We start from the raw sequence: 20352 nt of genomic DNA, 5'->3' as shown, positions 1-20352 counted from the left end.
CGCCGTCCGCCGTCGCGCGACGGTGCTCGCCCGGGCCCGCGTGGTCCGCGTGCCGACGCTGGCGCTGCCGCCCCGACGGACAAGCCGGCCGACGGTGCCGCACCTGCTGCCGCAGACGGCCCGAAGGCCGCCGTGAAGCGCGTGCGCAAGGCCGTCGCCCCTGGCGACGCCAAAGGAGAATAAAAATGCTGCAACCCTCTCGTCGCAAGTTCCGTAAGGAACAGAAGGGCCGCAACACGGGCATCGCCACCCGCGGTGCGAACGTGTCGTTCGGCGACTTCGGACTGAAGGCCACCGAGCGCGGCCGCCTGACGGCACGCCAGATCGAGGCGGCGCGTCGCGCGATCTCCCGCCACGTGAAGCGCGGCGGCCGCATCTGGATCCGCATCTTCCCCGACAAGCCCATCTCGCAAAAGCCGGCGGAAGTCCGCATGGGCAACGGAAAGGGTAATCCGGAGTACTACGTCGCCGAGATCCAGCCCGGCAAGGTGCTCTACGAGATCAACGGCGTTCCCGAAGAGCTCGCGCGTGAGGCGTTCACGCTGGCCGCGGCCAAGCTGCCGTTGCGCTGCACCTTCGTCTCGCGCCAGATCGGCGCCTGACGCTTCGGAGTAATCGACATGAAAGCATCTGAACTTCGCGCCAAGGACGTCGCGGCCCTCGAGCAGGAGGTCAAGGATCTGCTCAAGGCCCACTTCGGCCTGCGCATGCAAAAGGGCACGCAGCAACTGGGCAACACCGCCAGCCTGCGTCTGACCCGTCGTGACATCGCTCGCGCCAAGACCATCCTGGCCGAGAAGAAGAAGGGAGCCGCGCAATGACGACTCAAGAGACCGTCAAGAACACGCGCACCCTCGTCGGCCGCGTGGTCAGTGACCAGCGTTCCAAGACGATCACCGTGCTGGTCGAGCGTCGCGTCAAGCACGAGCTCTACGGCAAGATCGTGGCGCGTTCGCGCAAGTACCACGCGCATGACGAGAACAACGAATACAAGCTCGGCGATCTGGTCGAGATCGCCGAAGGCCGGCCGATCTCCAAGACCAAGGCCTGGGTCGTGACCCGACTGGTCGAGAAGGCCCGCGTGGTCTGAGCCTGACTCGCTGTCCAGGGCTTTGATCGGCCTGCGACGAATGCGACCGGTACGCTGGCATGCTGGCGCACCGGTCGTTTTTCCTTTCGGACCCCCTTCCCTTCCTTCATCAGGAGATGTGCGATGCTGAAAGTCGGTGACAAGCTGCCCGAGGGCGCTCTGCAGGAGTTCATCGAGGTCGAGGGCGAAGGCTGCTCGCTCGGTCCGAACACTTTCGAAATCGGCAAGTTGACCGCAGGGAAGACCATCGCCGTCTTCGCCTTGCCGGGGGCCTTCACGCCCACCTGTTCGGCCCAGCACGTGCCGGGCTTCGTGAAACACGCCGATGCATTCAAGGCGGCCGGCGTCGACGAGATCTGGTGCTTGTCGGTCAACGACGCGTTCGTCATGGGCGCCTGGGGCCGGGAGCAGAGGACCGGTGGCAAGGTCCGCATGATGGCGGACGGTAGCGCGGCGTTCACACAGGCAACAGGCCTCACGCTGGACCTCAACGCCCGCGGCATGGGACTGCGGTCGCAACGCTACTCCATGCTGGTCGTCGACGGTACCGTCAAGACGCTGAACATCGAGGCGCCAGGCAAGTTCGAGGTGAGCAATGCGGAGACGCTCCTGGCGCAGGCTGGGGCGCTGTGAGCCCGGCCGTTGCGCACACGGGTTGGCGAATGACAACGCTTGACACGATGCCTGTGGTCGCAGATAATTCTTAGCTTCGCCGAACGTCGGCTTGGGATTGCGGGGCCAGAGAGCCCCGCCGGGTCGCTCTGGCCCGAATCGCCCAAGGTGGCCTCGGTCTCGCCCTAACCAGAGGGGGTCTTGCGACAACGCAGGCGCCCGATGACGGGCCCAAGACTGCTCACAAGCGACCCATGGTGGGTCGGGCGCGAGACAAGTTGGGGACGGACAATGATTCAAATGCAATCGCGGCTCGATGTCGCGGACAACACGGGCGCGAAAAGCGTCATGTGCATCAAGGTGCTCGGCGGCTCCAAGCGCCGCTATGCCGGCATCGGCGACGTCATCAAGGTCTCCATCAAGGAGGCTGCGCCGCGTGGTCGAGTCAAGAAGGGCGAGGTCTACAGCGCCGTGGTCGTGCGCACCGCCAAGGGTGTGCGTCGCCAGGACGGCTCGCTGGTCAAGTTCGACGGCAATGCCGCCGTGCTGCTGAACGCCAAGCTCGAGCCGATCGGCACCCGCATCTTCGGCCCGGTGACCCGCGAACTGCGGACCGAGCGCTTCATGAAGATCGTGTCGCTGGCCCCCGAGGTCCTCTGAGCGACTGCGAGGAACACACCATGAACAAGATTCGCAAGGGCGACCAGGTCATCGTGCTGACCGGTCGCGACAAAGGCAAGCGTGGCGCCGTAGCGTCGCGCGTCGACGCCGATCACCTGCTGGTTGATGGCGTCAACATCGTGAAGAAGCACGTGAAGCCGAACCCGTTGAAGGGTTCGACCGGCGGCATCGTCGACAAGACCATGCCGATCCACCAGTCCAACGTGGCGATCTACAACCCTGCGAGCGGCAAGGCCGATCGCGTGGGCATCAAGCTCCTGGCTGACGGCAAGAAGGTGCGCGTCTTCAAGTCCAGCGGCGACGAGATCAAGGCTTGAGGCCGAGGTAAGCAATGGCTCAACAACAGACAGCTCGTCTTCAGCAGCATTACCGCGACAAGATCGTCGCCGATCTGGTGGCCAAGTTTGGCTACAAGTCGGTGATGCAGGTGCCGCGCCTGACCAAGATCACGCTCAACATGGGTGTGAGCGAGGCCGTGTCGGACAAGAAGGTCATGGAGCACGCCGTCGGCGACCTGACCAAGATCGCCGGCCAGAAGCCCGTGGTCACGAAGTCGAAGAAGGCGATCGCCGGCTTCAAGATCCGTGATGGCGTGCCCATCGGCTGCATGGTCACGCTGCGTGGCGTGCGCATGTACGAGTTCCTGGATCGCTTCGTGACGATTTCGCTGCCCCGCGTGCGCGACTTCCGCGGCATCTCGGGCCGCTCGTTCGATGGTCGTGGCAACTACAACATCGGTGTCAAAGAGCAGATCATCTTCCCCGAGATCGAGTACGACAAGATCGACGCGCTGCGTGGGATGAACATCAGCTTCACGACGACCGCGAAGACCGACGACGAATGCAAGGCGCTGCTCGCCGCATTCAAGTTCCCGTTCAAGAACTGAGGTGGCCTGTGGCAAAACTTTCGATCAAGCAGCGTGAGCTCAAGCGTGAGCAGCTGGTCGCCAAGTTCGCGAAGAAGTACGCAGAGCTGAAGGCCATCATCAACGACGCGGGCAAGTCCGACGAAGAGCGCTACACCGCGCGTCTGGCGCTGCAGAAGCTGCCGCGCAACGCCTACCCGTCGCGCCTGCGTAACCGCTGCGAACTGACCGGCCGCCCCCGCGGCACCTTCCGCACCTTCGGTCTGGCGCGCAACAAGATCCGTGAACTGGCGTTCAAGGGGGACATCCCCGGCGTCGTCAAGGCCAGCTGGTAAGCCGGCACGCGAACGTACAGGAGAAAACCCATGAGCATGAGTGATCCCATCGCCGACATGCTGACCCGCATCCGCAACGCGCAGATGGTGGAGAAGGCTGTCGTGGTGATGCCGTCGTCGAAGCTGAAGGTGGCGATCGCCCAGGTCCTGAAGGACGAGGGTTACATCGATGCCTACGCCGTCAAGGGTGAGGCCGAGAAGCCGCAACTCGAGATCGGCCTGAAGTACTACGCCGGACGCCCTGTGATCGAGCGCATCGAGCGCGTGAGTCGTCCGGGCCTGCGCGTCTACAAGGGCCGTCACGAGATTCCCCAGGTCATGAACGGCCTGGGCGTGGCGATCGTGACGACGCCCAAGGGCGTCATGACGGACCGCAAGGCCCGCGCTGCCGGTATCGGCGGCGAGGTCCTGTGTTACGTCGCCTGACGCGAAGGAGCTGAAGAATGTCTCGCGTTGGAAAGATGCCGATCGCCGTCCCCAAGGGTGTGGACGTGGCGATCAATGCTGATCAGATCAGTGTCAAGGGCTCGCTCGGTACGCTGGTGCGTCCGGTGAACCGGCTGGTCTCGGTCAAGAATGAAGACGGCAAGCTGAGCTTTGCGCCGGCCGATGAATCGGCGGCTGCGAATGCGATGAGCGGCACGATGCGCGCGCTGGTGGCCAACATGGTCAATGGCGTCAGCAAGGGCTTCGAACGCAAGCTGACGCTGGTGGGCGTGGGCTTCCGAGCCCAGGCGCAAGGTGCCAAGCTGAACCTGCAGGTGGGTTTTTCGCACCCGGTCGTGAAGGACATGCCGGCCGGGATCAAGGTCGAGTGCCCGACGCAGACCGAGATCGTGATCAAGGGGTCCGATCGCCAGGTGGTCGGTCAGATCGCTGCCGAAGTGCGGGCCATCCGCCCGCCCGAGCCCTACAAGGGCAAGGGCATCCGGTATGCCGAAGAGAAGGTCTCGCTCAAAGAGACCAAGAAGAAGTAAGGAGCAGCTCGATGTTGAACCGCAAAGATCAGCGCCTGCGTCGCTCCAAGCAGACCCGTGTGCGCATCGCCTTGCAGAAGGTGGCGCGCCTGACGGTGTTCCGTTCCAACCTGCACATCTACGCCAGCGTCATCTCCGACGACGGCTCGAAGGTTCTGGCCAGCGCCTCGACCGCCGAGAAGGAAGTGCGTGCTCAGCTGGGCGCCGCAGGCAAGGGTGGCAACACCGAAGCCGCAGCCTGATCGGGAAGCGCATTGCCGAGCGCGCCAAGGCGGCGGGCATCGAGTCGGTCGCGTTCGACCGCGGCGGCTTCGCGTATCACGGTCGCGTGAAGGTCCTGGCCGAAGCGGCGCGCGAAGCTGGCCTGCAGTTCTGAGTGCGTTTGCGCACCTTGACTGCACTGCACATCGAAGGAATCTGACATGGCAAAGTTTCAACCCCGGATCGCTGACGACGGTCGTGACGACGGTCTGAAGGAAAAGATGATCCAGGTGAACCGCGTGACCAAGGTGGTCAAGGGCGGTCGCACCATGAGCTTCGCGGCATTGACCGTGGTCGGCGACGGCGATGGCCGTGTCGGCATGGGCAAGGGCAAGGCCAAGGAAGTTCCGGTCGCTGTGACCAAGGCAATGGATGCGGCGCGCCGCGACATGGTCAAGGTCAGCCTCAAGAACGGCACCGTGCACCACAACGTGACCGGCGAGCACGGCGCAGCCAAGGTGTTGCTGGCGCCGGCAGCGCCGGGAACCGGCATCATCGCCGGCGGTCCGATGCGCGCGGTGTTCGAAGTGATGGGCGTGACCGACATCGTGGCCAAGAGCCTCGGGTCGTCCAACCCGTACAACATGGTGCGCGCGACCTTCAATGCGCTGCGCCGCTCGACGACACCGTCGGAAGTCGCCTCGAAGCGCGGCAAGTCGGTCGAAGAGATCTTCAACTGAGCCGCCAGGGGAACGACATGACGGACAAGAAGACGGTCAAGGTGAAGCTGGTGCGCAGCCCGATCGGCACCAAGGAGTCGCACCGTGCGACGGTTCGCGGTCTCGGCCTGCGCCAGATCGGCAGCGAGCGCGTGCTCGAAGACACGCCCGCGGTGCGCGGGATGATCAACAAGGTGAGCTACCTGGTTCAAGTGCTGTAAGGCGCGGACGGACCTGGAGAAGACGATGGAACTCAACACGATCAAGCCCGCCTCGGGCGCCAAGCATGCCAAGCGCCGTGTCGGCCGTGGTATCGGCTCCGGCCTGGGCAAGACCGCGGGTCGCGGCCACAAGGGTCAGAAATCGCGTGCCGGTGGCTACCACAAGGTGGGCTTCGAAGGCGGGCAGATGCCGCTGCAGCGTCGCCTGCCCAAGCGGGGCTTCAAGTCACTGACGCTGAAGTACAACGCGGAGGTCACGCTGGCTGACCTGCAGGTGCTGGCGGCTGACGAAGTCGACGTCCCTACGCTCAAGCAGGCCGGTCTGGTCGGCGAGCGCGCGAAGGTGGTCAAGGTCATCAAGTCGGGTGAGCTGAGCAAGAAGGTCGTGCTCAAGGGCATCGGCGCTACCGCCGGCGCCAAGGCCGCGATCGAGGCCGCAGGCGGCTCGGTGGCCTGAGGCTGCGTGTCCGCACGACTCTAGGATCCCTGCGTGGCAACCAACGCGAATCAACTGGCCAAGAGCGGCAAGTTCGGCGACCTGCGTCGCCGGCTTGTCTTCTTGCTGCTTGCGCTCGTCGTCTATCGCATCGGCGCTCACATTCCGGTGCCGGGAATCGACCCGAACCAGTTGCAGCAGCTCTTCAAGGACCAGCAAGGCGGCATCCTGAGCCTGTTCAACATGTTCTCGGGCGGGGCACTGTCGCGCTTCACGGTGTTCGCGCTGGGGATCATGCCGTACATCTCGGCGTCGATCATCATGCAGCTGATGACCTACGTGGTGCCGACCCTGGAGGCGCTGAAGAAAGAAGGCGAGGCCGGCCGTCGCAAGATCACGCAGTACACGCGCTACGGCACGCTGGGTCTGGCGATCTTCCAGTCGCTCGGTATCGCAATCGCTCTCGAAAGCTCTGCTGGGCTGGTCATCTCGCCGGGCATGGGTTTCCGCCTGACGGCGGTGGTGAGCCTGGTCGCCGGCACGATGTTCCTGATGTGGCTCGGCGAGCAGATCACCGAGCGCGGTCTGGGCAACGGCATCTCGATCATCATCTTCGCGGGTATCGCGGCCGGCCTGCCGAGCGCGATCGGCGGACTGTTCGAACTGGTCCGCACCGGCGCGATGAGTATCGTCGCGGCGCTGTTCATCATCTCGATCGTGATCGCGGTGACCTACCTGGTCGTGTTCGTCGAGCGAGGCCAGCGCAAGATCCTGGTGAACTACGCGAAGCGTCAGGTGGGTAACCGTGTCTACGGCGGGCAGTCGTCGCACCTGCCGTTGAAGATCAATATGTCGGGCGTGATCCCGCCGATCTTCGCGTCGTCGATCATCCTGCTGCCGGCCACCGTGGTGGGCTGGTTCGCCACGGGCGACGGCCTGCGCTGGCTGAAGGATCTGGCGGCGCTGCTGTCGCCGGGGCAGCCGATCTACGTGATGCTCTACGCCGCGGCGATCGTGTTCTTCTGCTTCTTTTACACGGCGCTCGTCTTCAACAGCCGCGAGACGGCTGACAACCTGAAGAAGAGCGGTGCGTTCATCCCGGGCATCCGGCCGGGGGAGCAGACCGCGAAGCACATCGATCGCATCCTCGGTCGCCTGACGCTCGGCGGCGCGGTGTACATCACTGCCGTGTGCCTGCTGCCTGAGTTCCTCGTGCTCAAGTACAACGTGCCGTTCTACTTCGGCGGTACGTCCCTGCTGATCATCGTCGTCGTGACGATGGACTTCTGGGCCCAGGTGCAGTCTTATGTGATGTCCCAGCAGTACGAATCGCTGCTGAAGAAGGCCAATTTCAAGGCCAGCTGAACAGGAACGGTTGACGAAAACACATGTCGAAAGATGACGTCATCCAGATGCAGGGCGAGATCCTCGAGAACTTGCCCAACGCGACCTTCCGTGTGAAGCTGGAGAATGGGCACGTCGTGCTCGGTCACATCTCCGGCAAGATGCGCATGCACTACATCCGCATCCTGCCCGGCGACAAGGTGACCGTGGAATTGACGCCCTACGATTTGAGTCGTGCTCGCATCGTCTTCCGGGCGAAGTGAGAACAGAGCAACACCCGGAAGAGCGCAAGAGGTCAAGGAGAAGGTCATGAAGGTAGCTGCATCCGTCAAGAAGATGTGCCGCAATTGCAAGGTCATCCGTCGCAAGGGTGTGGTGCGCGTGATTTGCACCGACCCGCGCCACAAGCAGCGCCAGGCTGATCGCTCGGCGACGCGACTAGTTAGAGGACGAACATGGCACGTATTGCTGGTATCAACATTCCCCCGCAGAAGCACGCCGAGATCGGCTTGACCGCGATCTACGGCATCGGTCGCACGACCGCGCAGAAGATCTGCGACAGCTGCGGCATCGCCCGCGACAAGAAGATCAAGGATCTGACCGACGGCGACCTCGAGAAGATTCGCGAGGAAGTCGGTCGCATGACGATCGAAGGCGATCTGCGTCGCGAAACCACGATCAACATCAAGCGCCTGATGGACCTGGGCTGCTATCGCGGCTTCCGTCACCGCCGCGGCCTGCCGATGCGCGGTCAACGCACCCGCACGAACGCCCGCACCCGCAAGGGCCCGCGCAAGTCGGCCGCCGCGCTGAAGAAGTAAGCACATCCGCCGCGACGCCCCGTCCGACGAACCGCTCAGATTGAAGAGAGTCAAGCATGGCCAAAGCACCTAATACCGCCGCACAGCGCGTGCGCAAGAAGGTCCGCAAGAATGTGTCGGACGGCGTTGCGCACGTTCACGCGTCGTTCAACAACACCATCATCACGATCACCGACCGCCAGGGCAACGCGCTGGCCTGGGCATCGAGCGGTGGCCAGGGCTTCAAGGGTTCGCGCAAGTCGACGCCGTTCGCCGCCCAGGTGGCTGCGGAAGTGGCCGGTCGTGCCGCGCAGGACCAGGGCATCAAGAACCTCGAAGTCGAGATCAAGGGCCCCGGTCCGGGCCGTGAGTCGTCGGTGCGCGCGCTGGCCGCGCTGGGTATCCGCATCGTGTCGATTTCCGACGTGACGCCGGTCCCGCACAACGGTTGCCGCCCGCAGAAGCGTCGTCGCATCTGAGCCGCGTGTTAGGCCCGGGCGACCGGGCTACAATACGCAGTTACCCGATTCGCCGGTGGGCACTTCAGTGCACGCCGGCGGTTTTCGTTGAAGCCGCAAGGCTTCGCTAAGCCCACCGTCTGGCTGTCCAAGAAGAGCGACCCTAGAGCGCTCGAACCCCCGGCCAGACTTGCGTGAGGCGCGGCCCCGGCCGCTCCCCACGTCAGAGAACCAAGGAAGCAACGTGGCACGTTATCTGGGTCCCAAGGCCAAACTGGCCCGCCGTGAAGGCACCGATCTGTTCCTGAAGAGCGCGCGTCGCGCCATCGGGGACAAGTCCAAGTTTGAAACCAAGCCGGGCCAGCACGGCCGCACCTCTGGCTCGCGCACCTCCGACTTCGGTCTCCAGCTGCGCGAGAAGCAGAAGGTCAAGCGCATGTACGGCGTACTCGAGCGCCAGTTTCGCCGCTACTTTGCCGAGGCCGAGCGCCGCAAGGGCAACACCGGTGCGAACCTGCTGCTGCTGCTCGAATCGCGCCTGGACAACGTGGTCTATCGCATGGGTTTCGGTTCGACCCGTGCCGAGGCCCGCCAGCTCGTTTCGCACAAGGGCATCACCGTGAACGGTGAGGTCGTCAACATCGCGTCCTACCTGGTGAAGACCGGTGACGTCGTCGCCGTGCGCGAAAAGGCCAAGAAGCAATTGCGGGTGACCGAGTCGCTCAAGCTTGCCGAGTCGATGGGCCTGCCCGCGTGGGTGCAGGTCGATGCGACCAAGCTCGAGGGCGTATTCAAGAAGTCGCCCGACCGCGACGAGTTCGGTTCGGACATCAACGAATCCCTGATCGTCGAACTGTATTCGCGTTGAATTTACAGCGCGCTGCGGCGGTGTCCGGCCTATGGCCCGCGCCGCCCGGCGCGCAAGCGCTTTCCCGGTCCGGGTTCTACGTCGCCGCCAGGCGCGTCGTCTCCGGTGCTCCATCAGCCTTATCGGTGTAACGAGCCGAGGGTAATGACAGGAAGACCTGATGCAAACCAATCTGCTGAAGCCCAAAGCCATCAACGTCGAGCCGCTGAGCGCCGCCAAGGGCGCCCACCGCGCCAAGGTCACGCTCGAGCCCTTCGAGCGCGGCTATGGTCACACGCTGGGCAATGCCCTGCGCCGCGTGCTGCTGTCGTCGATGGTGGGCTACGCGCCGACCGAAGTCACGATCGCGGGCGTGCTGCACGAGTACTCGGCGATCGACGGTGTTCAGGAAGACGTGGTCCACGTCATGCTGAACCTCAAGGGTGTGGTGTTCCGCCTGCACAACCGCGATGAAGTCACGCTGGTGCTGCGCAAGGAGGGTGAGGGTCCCGTCAAGGCCGGCGACATCCAGACCCCGCACGACGTGGAGATCATCAATCCCGACCACGTGATCACGCACCTGTCGCAGGGCGGCAAGCTCGACATGCAGATCAAGGTCGAGAAGGGCCGCGGCTATGTGCCGGGCACGATGCGCCGCTTCGGTGACGAGCCGACCAAGTCGATCGGTCGTATCGTCCTCGATGCGTCGTTCTCCCCGGTTCGCCGCGTGAGCTACACGGTCGAAAGCGCGCGTGTCGAGCAGCGCACGGACCTGGACAAGCTGGTCATGGAGATCGAGACCAACGGTGCGATCACGCCGGAAGAGGCGATCCGCGCCTCGGCCAAGATCCTGGTCGAACAGCTGGCCGTGTTCGCGCAGCTCGAGGGCCAGATCAACGACATCTTCGACGCCCAGCCCGCACAGCGCAGCACGCAGTTCGATCCGATCCTGCTGCGTCCGGTCGACGAGCTCGAGCTCACCGTGCGCTCGGCCAACTGCCTGAAGGCCGAGAACATCTATTACATCGGCGACCTCATCCAGCGCACCGAGACCGAGCTGCTGAAGACGCCGAATCTCGGCCGCAAGTCACTCAACGAGATCAAGGAAGTGCTGGCCTCGCGGGGGCTGACCCTGGGCGGGCGCCTTGAGAACTGGCCGCCGCAAGGCCTGGACAAGCGCTAACGCCAGCCCCCATCAGCCGGCCCTGAAAGCTCGGCATCGGATGACGAGCGCGCGTGTCGCGTTCGATCACGCACCCGCCAGTACCTGATCCGGCTGGCGGTCATTAGCAAGTCAGAAAGCAAGTCGAAAGGACTTCACCATGCGCCACCGTCACGGACTCCGCAAGCTCAATCGCACCTCCGAGCACCGCCTCGCGATGCTGCGCAACATGGCCAACTCGCTGATCCAGAGCGAAGCCATCAAGACCACCGTCCCCAAGGCCAAGGAGCTGCGCCGCGTCGTTGAGCCGCTGATCACGCTGGCCAAGGAGCCGACGCTGGCCAACCGCCGCCTGGCCTTCGATCGAACCCGCGATCGCGATGTCGTCGCCAAGCTGTTCAATGACCTCGGTCCGCGCTACAAGGCGCGCCCGGGCGGCTACACCCGCATCCTGAAGATGGGTTTCCGCGTCGGCGACAACGCGCCCATGGCCTTCGTCGAACTCGTCGATCGCCCCGAGCCTGCGGCCCAAGCGCCGGCCGAGGCGACCGAGTAAGGCGGGTTGATGGTTGGGGCTCCGGGCCGGTGAATCCGCCCGGAGCGCTCGCAACGAGGTTCTGCAAGGCCAGCCATCGTGCTGGCCTTCTTGCTTTCCGTGCCCGCCGGCGCGAGGCGATGGGGACGGAACCGTCAGGAATGACGCAGGGTCCGAACTTCCGATAGCGCTTCGATGACCATGACAGGCTACTCTGCAGGGATTGGCTGCCGACCCTTCCGACCCTCGTTCGACCTGACCGCATGCCCCCCGTGACGCCCATCCGATTCCTGCGCACGCTGCTGCTGTGGCTGACTGCGCTGCTCCCCTTGTTTGCTGCAGCGGCTGAGGATTTCCTGCCGCCCGAGCAGGCCTTTCGCTTCGACGCGCGGGTCCTCGACGGCAAGTCGATCGAGATCGGCTTCGTCGTGGCGGACGGCTATTACCTGTACCGCGAGCCCTTCAAATTTGAAGCACAGGGGGGCGGGGTGGTGCTCGGCGCGCCGGAAATTCCTTCCGGGACGGTGAAGTTCGACGAGACCTTCGAGAAGGATGTCGAGACCTACCGCGGACGCGTGGCGATCCGTTTGCCGGTCGATGCCGCACCGGCGTCCTTCCAACTCGTCGTCACCAGCCAGGGTTGCGCCGATCAGGGGTTGTGCTATCCACCGATGCAGAGCGTGGCCGATGTGCGGCTGGCGGGTTTCGGTGGAGACGGCAGTGTTCGCGTGCCGGCGGACGGTCGCGGGCTCGATGGCGCCCTCGCCGCATCGCGCGCATCGGCCTCCATGGCGGGGGCGAGCCGCAGTGGAGACGCGGCCATCGACCATGCGTTGCGCAGCGGCCGCTTCTGGCTTGTGGTCTTCGCGTTCTTCGTCGCGGGGTTGCTGCTGTCGTTCACACCCTGCGTGCTCCCGATGCTGCCGATTCTGTCGTCGCTGATCGTCGGGCAGGGCGGTCAGGCTGTGGCGCGCTCGCGCGGACTGCTGCTCGCCGGCGCGTATTCGCTCGGCATGGCCTTGGTCTACACCGCGCTCGGCGTGGCCGCGGGTCTGGCAGGCGAGGGCCTGGCGGCGGCCTTGCAGAACGCCTGGGTGCTGGGCGCGTTCTCGCTGTTGCTGGCGCTGCTGGCCCTGTCGATGTTCGGTGCCTACGAATTGCAATTGCCAGCGGTGCTGCGCGACCGCCTTGCCGCGTCTTCGGGGCGACTGCAGGGTGGGCGGCTGGCGGGCGTGTTCGCAATGGGCGGCGTGTCCGCGTTGATCGTCAGCCCCTGTGTTGCTGCACCGCTGGCCGGCGCCTTGCTGTACATCAGCCAGACGCGCGACGTGCTGCTGGGCGGCAGCGCGCTGTTCTCGCTGGCCGCCGGCATGAGCGTGCCGCTGCTGCTGCTCGGTGCGTCGGCCGGGGCCTTGCTGCCGCGCGCGGGGGCGTGGATGGAGAGCGTCAAGCGCTTCTTCGGCCTGTTGCTGCTGGCCGTTGCCTGGTGGATGCTCAGCCCGGTCGTGCCCGCGCCGCTCGCCGTCGCCGGCTGGGGCGTGCTGCTGATCGGTGCCGCGGTGTTCCTGCATGCCTTCGACCGCCTGCCGGAGATCGCCGGCGCTGACCTGCGGCTGGTCAAGGGGCTCGGTCTCGCGCTGGCCGTCGCAGGCGCCACGCAGATCGTCGGCGCTGCGGCCGGGGCGCAGGACGCACTCAAGCCCCTGCAGCCTTTCGTCGTCGGCATCTCCCCAGCTGCGGCTGCGGCGTTGCCTGGCAACGCGATAGCCGCGACGCACGACGGCGTGAGCTTCCGGCGTGTCAGCACGGTCGAGGAACTCGACGCCGCGGTCCGTGGCGCCGGTCGACCGGTGATGCTCGACTTCTACGCCGACTGGTGCGTGAGCTGCAAGGAGATGGAGCGCTTCACCTTCACCGATCCGGCCGTGCAGGCGCGGCTCGGCAAGGCCTTGCTGCTGCAGGCCGACGTGACGCGCAACAGCGAGTCGGACCGGGCGCTGCTCAAGCGCTTCCAGCTCTTCGGCCCGCCGGGTATCGTGTTCTTCGATGCCGGTGGCCGTGAGCTCGAAACGCGTGTCATCGGCTTCCAGAATGCCCAACGCTTCCAGCAGAGCCTGCAGTCGGCGGGCCTGTGAACTGGCGCGACGCAACACGCGCGTGCTATACTTTTGGTCTCAGTCGCGGGGTGGAGCAGTCTGGTAGCTCGTTGGGCTCATAACCCAAAGGTCGTTGGTTCAAATCCAGCCCCCGCAACCAAGATCAACAGGCGCCAGCCTTTTCAAAACGCCCACCGCTCGGTGGGCGTTTTGCTTTGTGCCGCACTCGGTGGACTCGTCGACTTGCGGCTCATCGAGCTGCGTCGTGTTTCGGCATCTCGCTCTCGTGCCAGCGACCGAGCAGCCATTTCGACAGGCCCGAGAACACGAGGAAAATCGCCACACCGAGCAGCGACACCAGCAGCAGCGCGGCGAACATCAAGGGCGTCTCAGTGCGGAAGCTGGCCTCGAGAATGCGCGAGGCGAGTCCGGTGTCTCGCCCGGCTGTGCCGGCGGTGAACTCAGCGACCACTGCGCCGATGAGGCTCAGGCCACCGGCGACTTTCAGGCCCGCCATGAAATAAGGCAGTGCGCTGGGCACGAGCAGGAAACGCAGTCGTTGCCAACGTGTCGCGCCGTACAGCGTGAACAGATCTCGCAAGCGTGCGTCGGCACTCTTCAGGCCGATAGTGGTGTTCGCCAGGATCGGGAAGAAGGCGACGATCCACGCGCACAGCAGCAATGCCAGCGTGGTGCTTTCGACGTAGATCAGGATCAACGGCGCGATGGCGATGATCGGTGTCACCTGCAGCACGACGGCAATCGGGAACAGCGCCACTTCCACCCAGCGCGACAGCGCGAACGCCACCGCCAGCAACACGCCGCCCAGCACGGCTGCGCCCAGCGCCAGCAGCGTCAGCTTGACGGTGAACCAGAGTGACGGCCCGAGCGTGTCCCAGCGTTCGATCAGCGTCCTGAAGATCAGCGACGGCGCCGGCAGGATGTAGTGAGGCACCTTCTGAATGTGGACGACGAGTTCCCAGGTCACCAGCAGCGCCACGATCAGCGCCGCCGGCACGATCGCGCGCAAGGCACGCGCCCGCCATGCCGCGGGCTGCGGGGAGGTATCTGTGCGGGGGCGAGCGACCGGCATCGTCGCAAGCTCAGTCGGGTCCCACCGCAACGCCTTCGACCGCGCGGCGCAGCGCCCGCGAGACCGCGACACATTGTTCGCCGTAGTGCGCGGCAGTCCGGAAGGCCTCGCCGCGCAGTCCGCGCCGCTCGATGCGGATCTCTTCGCGGAGGCGGCCGGGAGCGGGGCCCATCAACAGCACGCGGTCGGCCAGGTAGACCGATTCGTAGACGCTGTGCGTCACGAACACCATCGCGAAGCCTTGCTCGGCCTGGATCGCCAGCAGATCGTCGTTCAGCCTCTGGCGCGTCAACTCGTCAAGGGCGCCAAAGGCTCGTCCATCAGCAGCAACTGCGGCCGCAGCGCCAGGGCTCGGGCGATCGACGCGCGCATCTTCATGCCGCCCGACAACTCGTGAGGGTAGGCCTTCGCCGCCGCCGTGAGGCCGACCCGGTCCAGCGCCGCGTCGATCGTGGTGGCCGCCGCGGCCCGTGTTCGGCCTTGCAGGCGCAACGGCAGCCACACGTTGTCGGCCACAGTCGCCCATGGCATCAAGGTCGGCTCCTGGAACACGAAGCCGAGCTCCGGCGCGCTGCCGCCGGCCCAGGTCACGGTGCCCGACCCCGGCCGCTCCAGGCCGGCGATCAGCCGCAGCGCCGTGGTCTTGCCGCAGCCCGAAGGTCCGAGCACGCTGACGGTCTCTCCGGCGCGCAGATCGAAGCTCAAGCGGTCGAGGGCCACGATGCCATTGGGGTAGCGCAAACCCAGTTCGCGCAGGCTCAGCAAAGGGGGGGCGTCAGCAGCGTTCATGCGGGCAGCGCCAGCGGTATACGAGCGGCCGGATTGTTGTTGGGCGCCTGGGGTGGCGCTCCAAGCCCGGATCAGGCCTGCGGCAACTCTGCGGCACGCAGCGGCGGGACTGCCGAACCGGTCTTCTTCTGCGCCAGGTCGACTCCGTGGCGCACGGCGATCAACTCGGCCAGGATCGACACCGCGATCTCGGCCGGCGTCCTGGCGCCCAGGTGCAGACCGACAGGGCCGTGCAACCGGTCGATCTCGCCAGGCGACAGGTCGAACAGCGCAAGGCGCTCCTTGCGCCGCGCTGTGTTGTCGCGCGACCCCAGCGCACCCACGTAGAAGGCGGGCGACTTCAGCGCCTCGAGCAGCGCCAGGTCGTCGAGCTTGGGATCGTGCGTCAGCGCCACCACCGCGCTGTGCGGGTCGAGTGCCAATTCGACGACCAGATCGTCCGGCATCGCCGTGCTGAAACGGCAGCCCGGCACGTCCCAGCCCAGGTGGTACTCCTCGCGCGGATCGCAGCAGATGACCTCGAAATCCAGAGCCAGCGCCATCTGCGCCAAGACGCGCGTCAGCTGCCCGGCGCCGATCATCACCAGGCGCCAGCGGGGACCGAACAGTGCACGAAGCGTGTGGCCGTCGAAGCTGAAGGCCTCGCCGCGCGAAGCGGTCTCCAGGGTCACGCTGCCGCTGGACAGGTCGAGGCGGCGAGCCACCAGTTCGTGGCGCGCGGTGCGTGCCAGGAGCTCGTCGATCCAGGCGACCGAACTCAGCGGCTCCTGCAACAGGCGCAGATTGCCGCCGCAAGGTAGGCCGAAGCGGGCCGCTTCCTCCTTGCTCACACCGTAGTTCACGAGCGCCGGTGTGGCGACGCGCTCGCCATGCCGCACGCGGTCGATCAGGTCGTCCTCGACGCAGCCGCCCGATACCGAGCCGACCACTTGGCCGTCGTCGCGCAGGGCCAGGAGCGCGCCCGGCGGCCGGGGCGCCGAGCCCCAGGTTTCCAGCACCGTGACCAGCCAGACGCGCCGGCCTTCAGCGAACCAGCGGCGTGCCTCGGTCAACACTTGCAGGTCGAGACTGTCCATCGTGCACTCGGCGGTCGGGACGTGGACGCGAGGCTCGCGTCGCGCACCCGCGGACGATCAGTCCGCGCTGCTGGTTTCGCTGGTTTCTGCGGCGGCCGCCGCAGCTGCAGCGGCGGCGAGCTTCTTGCTGCGCGGATTCTTCTCGCACAGGGGCTCGCAGACCGGCTGGCTGCGTCCGAGCACCTTTTGCATGGTGCGTCGGTTGGGGGGCTGGTGGGCGCCGCAGAAGAAGCAGGACATGGTGTTCGTCGCGCCCGAGAACGCGCCGGGGCGCGGAGAGAACGGCGAGCCTGGGGCCTTGCTGGTGTAGCGAAGCCCGTCCTGCTGGATGCGGGTCGTGGTGTCTTTGCGTGAGGCCATACCGCTATTGTCTCAGGCTCCGGGCCCTTTTGTCGGCGCGGGGCAACCCGCAGCGAGCGAAAGCGGGTTTCCGGGTCTGCGGCAGGCCCTCGCTCGGTCAGCGCCGAGTCAGCACGATGGCCAATTCTGCCAGGTGCTGGACGGGTGCGGAACGCGAGCGTAGGGCGGGCGAGGCCAGTCCCAGCGATCGCCCGGCAGCAGCGCCCGCAGCGCGTTCACGTCCACGTGATACGGGGGGCCCTCGATCAGGCCCTGGCCGGCGCTTTCCCGCAGCGCCTGCATCGCCAGCAGGGCCAGCGTGCCGCCCGGACGCAGCCACGCGTGCAGTCGGGCGAAGTAGGCCACCCAGTGGTCGGGATGCAAGGCGCACAGACAGGTCTGTTCGTAGACCGCGTCCAGCGGCGCTGTGGGTTGCCAGGTCAGCACATCGGCCTGCACGACCTCCGCGGCCAGGCCCGCCGCGGCGAGCCGGCCCTGAGTGAGGCGCACGGCGCCGGGCGCGTAGTCGATGGCGGTGACCGAAAAGCCGCCGCGTGCGAGCGCCACCACCTCATGTCCGCTGCCGCAGCCGGGCACCGCAATGCGCCCCGGTTTCAGGCTGCCGTCGCCCAGCCAGGCGGCAAGCTGCGGACTCGGTGCTCCACGATCCCAGGGCAACTGCCCGGCGTCGAAGCGCTGCTGCCAGAAGTTGAGGTCGGGACCGCTCATGTGAGCCAGTCTAGGGCTTGCCGCGGTGGCCGACGAGCGCCGCCGTGGCAGACGCCACGGCGCGGCGCGCTCAGCCGTCGATCGCGCGCACCAGGGCTTCGGTTGCGGGCAGCGAAAGATTGAGCAGACGGGCGATCGCGGCCAGATCGTCGGGAACCGCAGGATTGTCCCAGCCGCGCACGGGATCCTCGGTGTGGCGGGCCAGCCGGATGGCCAGCACCACGTTCTGCACCTGGGGTTGGGCAGCCTGGCTGTTGTCGTCGGCGATGCGTACCAGCAGTTCGGGCAGCGCCCAGGTGTGCATCAGGGCTTGTTGCAGCGCGAGCAGGTCGATATTCAGCAGCTGGCGTTGTGCATGGTCTGAGCGCAGCGTCGGGTCGGCGCGCTGACGGCGGGCAATCTCGAGCGCCAGAGCCGGCGCGTGGCACCACAGCAGCATCTCCGCGAAGTCATGCAGCAGCGCCGCCAAGTGGAGGACCTCTGCATCGTCGTCCATGCGGTGGACCGCAAAACCCAGCGAGAAGTTGGCCGCGCGGTGCGCACGCCGCATCACGCGCTGCAGGCCGGCCAGGGCCTCCGGCTGGCTGGCCAGGTGCACCTCGATCTGCGCCATGCCGTTGAATGTGTTGAAGAACGGGCCGATCCCCATCATCACCAGCGCCGCCGTGACCGTCTCGGGCCCGCTGTTGTCGCCGCCGTCCCGCCGGCGGCGCAACTGGGCCACGGCCGCGAGCAGCTTCAGCGACATCAAGGGGTCCTGCCGCACTGGCTCGGCGAGCTGGTGCGCGTCGACATCACCGCGGGTGGCTTCCACACGTTCCAGCAACTCCAGCTCCTCCGCCGTGGCCGCCAGCACCGGGATCGGCGCGTCACTGAACCAACGGGTCCAGGCGGGCAGGTCGGGCAAGGCGTGGGTGAGCATGGGGAGGGTTCCGGGCGATGCGTGGTTATCGGCCGCTGAATCCCTGTCTGTAGGGGGCGGGTGCGTTTGGCGGCACTGGCAGGACCCTGAAAACAAGAAAGCCTCCGGACCGCAGATGGCGCCGGAGGCTGGGCGGGGGACTGCGCCTGATCAGTTCGACAGCGGGAGTTCGCGCCAGTTCAAGCGCCTCAATCCGACAGGGAGACCGAAATTGAGATCGTTCTTGCCCAACTCACCCTTCTCGTCGCCGCGGATCGCCGTCATCTTGCCGTCGACCTTCACGAACTTGAAGTCGGTGATAAGGCTGGTCGTCTGGATATACGAGACAACCGTGGAGTTCTCCAGCAATCGAGAGATACCTCTGGAGAAATCCGCTCCGTAGATACGGCTGATGCCCGAGGGGTTGCAGCTGTCGCCACCAGGCAAACTGGGTGTGAAGGCGACGGTGCCGAAGAAGCTGATAGGGTCATTGGTCAGCCGCCATGCCACCGTGTTGCTCGCGTTCTTGCCGAGATCGATGAACCATCCCATGGGGGCGGCCGCCGTGGCGGTGTAGCCCGCCAGGAGATTAGTGTTCTCGACCAGCTTGTCACGACCGATCGGGAACGAGACGCCGCTCGGAAGCGTGGTGTTGAAGGCGACCGCATTGCCATCTGTGATGGCGTAGAAGCTTTGCATCTGGGCGGACCCGATGTCGGTCGAGTCCAGCAGGCGACCGGTGCCGATCATCACCACGCGTTGGCGCGTCGTCGGGTGCACTTCGATCAGAGGCCGCGAAGTCACTGGTTGAGCCCCTTCGGTGGGGTGGCTGAGCGTGGCAAGTCGCAGCGGGGCAGGGTAGCTTCCGGTCGTGCCAGTGACGTTCAGCCGCCAGAGATTGCCGAGCAGATCGCCAGCGTAGATCGCGTCAGCGTAGCCATCGGTGAAGTCGAGCACGTAAGCGTTCGCGTGCGCCAGGCCCGCATCGTTGGCAATCGTCCCCACGCCAGTAGAAACCGCTTCGAGCAGCGCACCCGTCTTGGGATTCACGAAGAACAGGTAGCCTTGACCGTCGGGTGTGTTGTAGCCCGACGTGAAGATCACCGTCCAGCCGTACTTGCGCGTCTTCACGATCATCGGTTCGCCGAACGAATAGCCCATGCGTGAATCGGTGAACTCCCAAAGCACGCGGGCCGCAGCGTCTGCTTCGGAGTTGATTCCGCCCGGATCGGTCACATCGATCGCGTAGAAGCTGCGCCCGCCCTTTCCAAGGCCGCCGACCAGGATCGACCGCCAATCGGACGCCGTCGAGGCCGGCGTGCTGCCTGTCCCGGTCCGGTTGAAGTCCACGTCCTTGACCACCGGCGTGGCGTTCACGAAGAAGCGATGATTGAACGGAGTGCGGCCTAGCGAGGCCAGACCGCTCACATTCGGCGTTCCGTCCGGGCCATTGAATGCTGCATTCGGGATGTAGGCGAAGATCTCACGCCCGGCATCGGTGCCCGAAAGTGCGCCATTGAAAGCGTGGAGCATGCCGTCGTTCGCGCCGACATAAACGACGGTCGGGCGGTTCGCACGGGCCGCTCTGAATGCTCGATAGCCAGGGTTGGTGACGTCCGACAGCGATAGCGAAGGCGGACCGACCGGCAACACACGCGACCCGACGATGTCGCCGAGCAACTCCGTGCGCGTTCGGTAACCGGGGGTCGTCGAGGCCAGTTCGTTCGTCCGATCACCTCGAAGGTAATTCAGATAGTTGACGCTGTCGTCCCCGGCAACATAGCTCGTGTCGAGCAGTGCAAGCTGGGCAGCATTGACTCTTCCGGCGCCGGTGCTGGTAGAGCGAAATGCCACGCCGGTTGCGCCCGCAGGATCCCAGGTCACCACATTTCGGTTGGTGCTCCAGCCCGTGCCGGTGAGCTGCGTCTTCAACTTCTCGGTGGCGCCCCATTGCCGTGTGGGGATGGGGACGCCCGAGCTGAACGACAGCGAGTTCGCCAGCAATTCGCCCGTCCAGCTGTTGTTTTCCGCGTCGTACGAGGCGCT

29 protein-coding genes, 1 tRNA gene and 2 pseudogenes are annotated in these 20352 nt (G+C 65.6%); 24 read left to right on the top strand and 8 right to left on the bottom strand.

Translation table 11 applies throughout. The features are described from left to right. The first annotated feature begins 185 nt into the window (after nucleotides 1-185). The 24 genes and pseudogenes from rplP to Y694_RS12095 all read left to right on the top strand — a co-directional run bounded on the left by rplP (nucleotide 186) and on the right by Y694_RS12095 (nucleotide 13539). A complete protein-coding gene (gene rplP / locus Y694_RS12205; RefSeq protein WP_011831010.1) occupies nucleotides 186-602 on the top strand; it encodes a 50S ribosomal protein L16 in 417 nt (138 codons plus the stop codon). An 18-nt stretch (nucleotides 603-620) separates the two neighbouring features. Further along, a complete protein-coding gene (gene rpmC, locus Y694_RS12200; protein WP_011831009.1) occupies nucleotides 621-821 on the top strand; it encodes a 50S ribosomal protein L29 in 201 nt (66 codons plus the stop codon). Then, nucleotides 818-1090, top strand: coding sequence for a 30S ribosomal protein S17 (rpsQ, locus tag Y694_RS12195; RefSeq protein WP_011831008.1), 273 nt, complete (start codon nucleotides 818-820; stop codon nucleotides 1088-1090). The genes rpmC and rpsQ overlap by 4 nt, the downstream gene beginning before the upstream one ends. Nucleotides 1091-1213: 123 nt before the next feature. Beyond that, nucleotides 1214-1723 carry a peroxiredoxin gene (locus Y694_RS12190; RefSeq protein WP_036232811.1) on the top strand — a complete coding sequence of 170 codons (510 nt, stop codon included), beginning with the start codon at nucleotides 1214-1216 and terminating at the stop codon, nucleotides 1721-1723. Nucleotides 1724-1993: 270 nt separating this feature from the next. Further along, entirely contained in the window at nucleotides 1994-2362 is a 369-nt protein-coding gene (rplN, locus tag Y694_RS12185; protein WP_011831006.1) for a 50S ribosomal protein L14, read from the top strand. A 20-nt stretch (nucleotides 2363-2382) separates the two neighbouring features. After that, a complete protein-coding gene (rplX, locus tag Y694_RS12180) occupies nucleotides 2383-2700 on the top strand; it encodes a 50S ribosomal protein L24 (RefSeq protein ID WP_036232806.1) in 318 nt (105 codons plus the stop codon). 14 nt (nucleotides 2701-2714) lie between these two features. Beyond that, nucleotides 2715-3269 (top strand): 50S ribosomal protein L5, encoded by a 555-nt coding sequence (gene rplE, locus Y694_RS12175; RefSeq protein WP_011831005.1) that lies wholly within the window; start codon nucleotides 2715-2717, stop codon nucleotides 3267-3269. Nucleotides 3270-3277: 8 nt separating this feature from the next. Beyond that, nucleotides 3278-3583: a 30S ribosomal protein S14 gene (gene rpsN / locus Y694_RS12170; RefSeq protein WP_011831004.1), complete on the top strand. Its 306-nt coding sequence runs from the start codon at nucleotides 3278-3280 to the stop codon at nucleotides 3581-3583. Between the two features lie 30 nt (nucleotides 3584-3613). Then, a complete protein-coding gene (gene rpsH, locus Y694_RS12165) occupies nucleotides 3614-4009 on the top strand; it encodes a 30S ribosomal protein S8 (RefSeq protein WP_011831003.1) in 396 nt (131 codons plus the stop codon). Between the two features lie 17 nt (nucleotides 4010-4026). Next, complete coding sequence (gene rplF / locus Y694_RS12160) at nucleotides 4027-4560, top strand: 50S ribosomal protein L6 (protein ID WP_011831002.1); 534 nt, start codon at nucleotides 4027-4029, stop codon at nucleotides 4558-4560. Nucleotides 4561-4571: 11 nt separating this feature from the next. Next, nucleotides 4572-4936 (top strand): annotated as a pseudogene (gene rplR / locus Y694_RS12155) (50S ribosomal protein L18). Between the two features lie 46 nt (nucleotides 4937-4982). Beyond that, nucleotides 4983-5501 carry a 30S ribosomal protein S5 gene (gene rpsE / locus Y694_RS12150; RefSeq protein WP_011831000.1) on the top strand — a complete coding sequence of 173 codons (519 nt, stop codon included), beginning with the start codon at nucleotides 4983-4985 and terminating at the stop codon, nucleotides 5499-5501. Between the two features lie 17 nt (nucleotides 5502-5518). Further along, nucleotides 5519-5701, top strand: coding sequence for a 50S ribosomal protein L30 (gene rpmD / locus Y694_RS12145; protein WP_011830999.1), 183 nt, complete (start codon nucleotides 5519-5521; stop codon nucleotides 5699-5701). Nucleotides 5702-5726: 25 nt separating this feature from the next. Beyond that, a complete protein-coding gene (gene rplO / locus Y694_RS12140) occupies nucleotides 5727-6158 on the top strand; it encodes a 50S ribosomal protein L15 (RefSeq protein WP_011830998.1) in 432 nt (143 codons plus the stop codon). A gap of 33 nt (nucleotides 6159-6191) precedes the next feature. Further along, nucleotides 6192-7502: a preprotein translocase subunit SecY gene (gene secY, locus Y694_RS12135; protein ID WP_011830997.1), complete on the top strand. Its 1311-nt coding sequence runs from the start codon at nucleotides 6192-6194 to the stop codon at nucleotides 7500-7502. Between the two features lie 23 nt (nucleotides 7503-7525). Then, nucleotides 7526-7744 (top strand): translation initiation factor IF-1, encoded by a 219-nt coding sequence (gene infA, locus Y694_RS12130; protein WP_011830996.1) that lies wholly within the window; start codon nucleotides 7526-7528, stop codon nucleotides 7742-7744. 46 nt (nucleotides 7745-7790) lie between these two features. After that, nucleotides 7791-7898 (top strand): annotated as a pseudogene (gene rpmJ, locus Y694_RS23430) (50S ribosomal protein L36); the annotation flags it as partial. Nucleotides 7899-7936: 38 nt separating this feature from the next. Beyond that, on the top strand, nucleotides 7937-8302 hold the full coding sequence (gene rpsM, locus Y694_RS12125) for a 30S ribosomal protein S13 (RefSeq protein WP_011830994.1): 366 nt from the start codon (nucleotides 7937-7939) through the stop codon (nucleotides 8300-8302). A 56-nt stretch (nucleotides 8303-8358) separates the two neighbouring features. Beyond that, nucleotides 8359-8760 (top strand): 30S ribosomal protein S11, encoded by a 402-nt coding sequence (gene rpsK / locus Y694_RS12120; RefSeq protein WP_011830993.1) that lies wholly within the window; start codon nucleotides 8359-8361, stop codon nucleotides 8758-8760. Nucleotides 8761-8983: 223 nt separating this feature from the next. After that, nucleotides 8984-9607 (top strand): 30S ribosomal protein S4, encoded by a 624-nt coding sequence (rpsD, locus tag Y694_RS12115; RefSeq protein WP_011830992.1) that lies wholly within the window; start codon nucleotides 8984-8986, stop codon nucleotides 9605-9607. 160 nt (nucleotides 9608-9767) lie between these two features. Then, nucleotides 9768-10769, top strand: coding sequence for a DNA-directed RNA polymerase subunit alpha (locus Y694_RS12110; protein WP_011830991.1), 1002 nt, complete (start codon nucleotides 9768-9770; stop codon nucleotides 10767-10769). A 139-nt stretch (nucleotides 10770-10908) separates the two neighbouring features. After that, complete coding sequence (rplQ, locus tag Y694_RS12105) at nucleotides 10909-11304, top strand: 50S ribosomal protein L17 (protein ID WP_011830990.1); 396 nt, start codon at nucleotides 10909-10911, stop codon at nucleotides 11302-11304. A 242-nt stretch (nucleotides 11305-11546) separates the two neighbouring features. Then, entirely contained in the window at nucleotides 11547-13418 is a 1872-nt protein-coding gene (dsbD, locus tag Y694_RS12100; RefSeq protein ID WP_036232794.1) for a protein-disulfide reductase DsbD, read from the top strand. Nucleotides 13419-13462: 44 nt separating this feature from the next. Further along, nucleotides 13463-13539, top strand: a tRNA-Met gene (locus Y694_RS12095). Between the two features lie 90 nt (nucleotides 13540-13629). On the opposite strand, the gene Y694_RS12090 is transcribed toward Y694_RS12095, so the two are convergent. The 8 genes from Y694_RS12090 to Y694_RS12060 all read right to left on the bottom strand — a co-directional run. After that, nucleotides 13630-14472 (bottom strand): ABC transporter permease, encoded by an 843-nt coding sequence (locus tag Y694_RS12090; RefSeq protein ID WP_011830988.1) that lies wholly within the window; start codon nucleotides 14470-14472, stop codon nucleotides 13630-13632. Nucleotides 14473-14482: 10 nt separating this feature from the next. Next, nucleotides 14483-14764 carry a hypothetical protein gene (locus tag Y694_RS26760; protein ID WP_310732230.1) on the bottom strand — a complete coding sequence of 94 codons (282 nt, stop codon included), beginning with the start codon at nucleotides 14762-14764 and terminating at the stop codon, nucleotides 14483-14485. Next, nucleotides 14761-15261, bottom strand: coding sequence for an ABC transporter ATP-binding protein (locus Y694_RS26755; protein WP_310732229.1), 501 nt, complete (start codon nucleotides 15259-15261; stop codon nucleotides 14761-14763). Before Y694_RS26755 ends, Y694_RS26760 begins: the two co-directional genes overlap by 4 nt. Nucleotides 15262-15332: 71 nt before the next feature. Then, entirely contained in the window at nucleotides 15333-16337 is a 1005-nt protein-coding gene (locus Y694_RS12080) for an XdhC family protein (RefSeq protein WP_036232791.1), read from the bottom strand. 57 nt (nucleotides 16338-16394) lie between these two features. Next, a complete protein-coding gene (locus Y694_RS12075; RefSeq protein ID WP_231497657.1) occupies nucleotides 16395-16697 on the bottom strand; it encodes a hypothetical protein in 303 nt (100 codons plus the stop codon). 108 nt (nucleotides 16698-16805) lie between these two features. Beyond that, nucleotides 16806-17405 carry a methyltransferase domain-containing protein gene (locus Y694_RS12070; RefSeq protein WP_036232789.1) on the bottom strand — a complete coding sequence of 200 codons (600 nt, stop codon included), beginning with the start codon at nucleotides 17403-17405 and terminating at the stop codon, nucleotides 16806-16808. A 70-nt stretch (nucleotides 17406-17475) separates the two neighbouring features. After that, on the bottom strand, nucleotides 17476-18327 hold the full coding sequence (locus Y694_RS12065) for an HDOD domain-containing protein (protein WP_011830983.1): 852 nt from the start codon (nucleotides 18325-18327) through the stop codon (nucleotides 17476-17478). 150 nt (nucleotides 18328-18477) lie between these two features. Then, nucleotides 18478-20352 (bottom strand): pilus assembly protein (locus tag Y694_RS12060; protein WP_036232786.1); only part of this gene is annotated, 1875 nt, incomplete at its 5' end.

Origin of the sequence: Methylibium sp. T29-B (assembly GCF_000576225.1) — a bacterium.
Taxonomy (GTDB): domain Bacteria; phylum Pseudomonadota; class Gammaproteobacteria; order Burkholderiales; family Burkholderiaceae_C; genus Methylibium; species Methylibium petroleiphilum.
Note: the sequence above shows the minus strand (reverse complement) of the source record. Positions and strands in the feature narration are given on the sequence as shown.

Excerpts from the sequence above, each read along its gene's own strand:
- rpmD (WP_011830999.1), top strand. The coding sequence starts at position 5,519 with ATGACGGACAAGAAGACGGTCAAGGTGAAGCTGGTGCGCAGCCCGATC.
- dsbD (WP_036232794.1), top strand. The coding sequence starts at position 11,547 with ATGCCCCCCGTGACGCCCATCCGATTCCTGCGCACGCTGCTGCTGTGG.
- Y694_RS12190 (WP_036232811.1), top strand. The coding sequence starts at position 1,214 with ATGCTGAAAGTCGGTGACAAGCTGCCCGAGGGCGCTCTGCAGGAGTTC.
- Y694_RS12070 (WP_036232789.1), bottom strand. The coding sequence starts at position 17,405 with ATGAGCGGTCCCGACCTCAACTTCTGGCAGCAGCGCTTCGACGCCGGG.
- Y694_RS12080 (WP_036232791.1), bottom strand. The coding sequence starts at position 16,337 with ATGGACAGTCTCGACCTGCAAGTGTTGACCGAGGCACGCCGCTGGTTC.
- rplQ (WP_011830990.1), top strand. The coding sequence starts at position 10,909 with ATGCGCCACCGTCACGGACTCCGCAAGCTCAATCGCACCTCCGAGCAC.
- rpmC (WP_011831009.1), top strand. The coding sequence starts at position 621 with ATGAAAGCATCTGAACTTCGCGCCAAGGACGTCGCGGCCCTCGAGCAG.
- Y694_RS12075 (WP_231497657.1), bottom strand. The coding sequence starts at position 16,697 with ATGGCCTCACGCAAAGACACCACGACCCGCATCCAGCAGGACGGGCTT.
- rplE (WP_011831005.1), top strand. The coding sequence starts at position 2,715 with ATGGCTCAACAACAGACAGCTCGTCTTCAGCAGCATTACCGCGACAAG.
- Y694_RS12110 (WP_011830991.1), top strand. The coding sequence starts at position 9,768 with ATGCAAACCAATCTGCTGAAGCCCAAAGCCATCAACGTCGAGCCGCTG.
- Y694_RS12090 (WP_011830988.1), bottom strand. The coding sequence starts at position 14,472 with ATGCCGGTCGCTCGCCCCCGCACAGATACCTCCCCGCAGCCCGCGGCA.
- rplX (WP_036232806.1), top strand. The coding sequence starts at position 2,383 with ATGAACAAGATTCGCAAGGGCGACCAGGTCATCGTGCTGACCGGTCGC.
- rplO (WP_011830998.1), top strand. The coding sequence starts at position 5,727 with ATGGAACTCAACACGATCAAGCCCGCCTCGGGCGCCAAGCATGCCAAG.
- rpsK (WP_011830993.1), top strand. The coding sequence starts at position 8,359 with ATGGCCAAAGCACCTAATACCGCCGCACAGCGCGTGCGCAAGAAGGTC.
- Y694_RS26755 (WP_310732229.1), bottom strand. The coding sequence starts at position 15,261 with ATGAACGCTGCTGACGCCCCCCCTTTGCTGAGCCTGCGCGAACTGGGT.
- rpsH (WP_011831003.1), top strand. The coding sequence starts at position 3,614 with ATGAGCATGAGTGATCCCATCGCCGACATGCTGACCCGCATCCGCAAC.
- rplF (WP_011831002.1), top strand. The coding sequence starts at position 4,027 with ATGTCTCGCGTTGGAAAGATGCCGATCGCCGTCCCCAAGGGTGTGGAC.
- rplN (WP_011831006.1), top strand. The coding sequence starts at position 1,994 with ATGATTCAAATGCAATCGCGGCTCGATGTCGCGGACAACACGGGCGCG.
- Y694_RS12065 (WP_011830983.1), bottom strand. The coding sequence starts at position 18,327 with ATGCTCACCCACGCCTTGCCCGACCTGCCCGCCTGGACCCGTTGGTTC.
- infA (WP_011830996.1), top strand. The coding sequence starts at position 7,526 with ATGTCGAAAGATGACGTCATCCAGATGCAGGGCGAGATCCTCGAGAAC.
- rpsQ (WP_011831008.1), top strand. The coding sequence starts at position 818 with ATGACGACTCAAGAGACCGTCAAGAACACGCGCACCCTCGTCGGCCGC.
- rpsM (WP_011830994.1), top strand. The coding sequence starts at position 7,937 with ATGGCACGTATTGCTGGTATCAACATTCCCCCGCAGAAGCACGCCGAG.
- rplP (WP_011831010.1), top strand. The coding sequence starts at position 186 with ATGCTGCAACCCTCTCGTCGCAAGTTCCGTAAGGAACAGAAGGGCCGC.
- rpsE (WP_011831000.1), top strand. The coding sequence starts at position 4,983 with ATGGCAAAGTTTCAACCCCGGATCGCTGACGACGGTCGTGACGACGGT.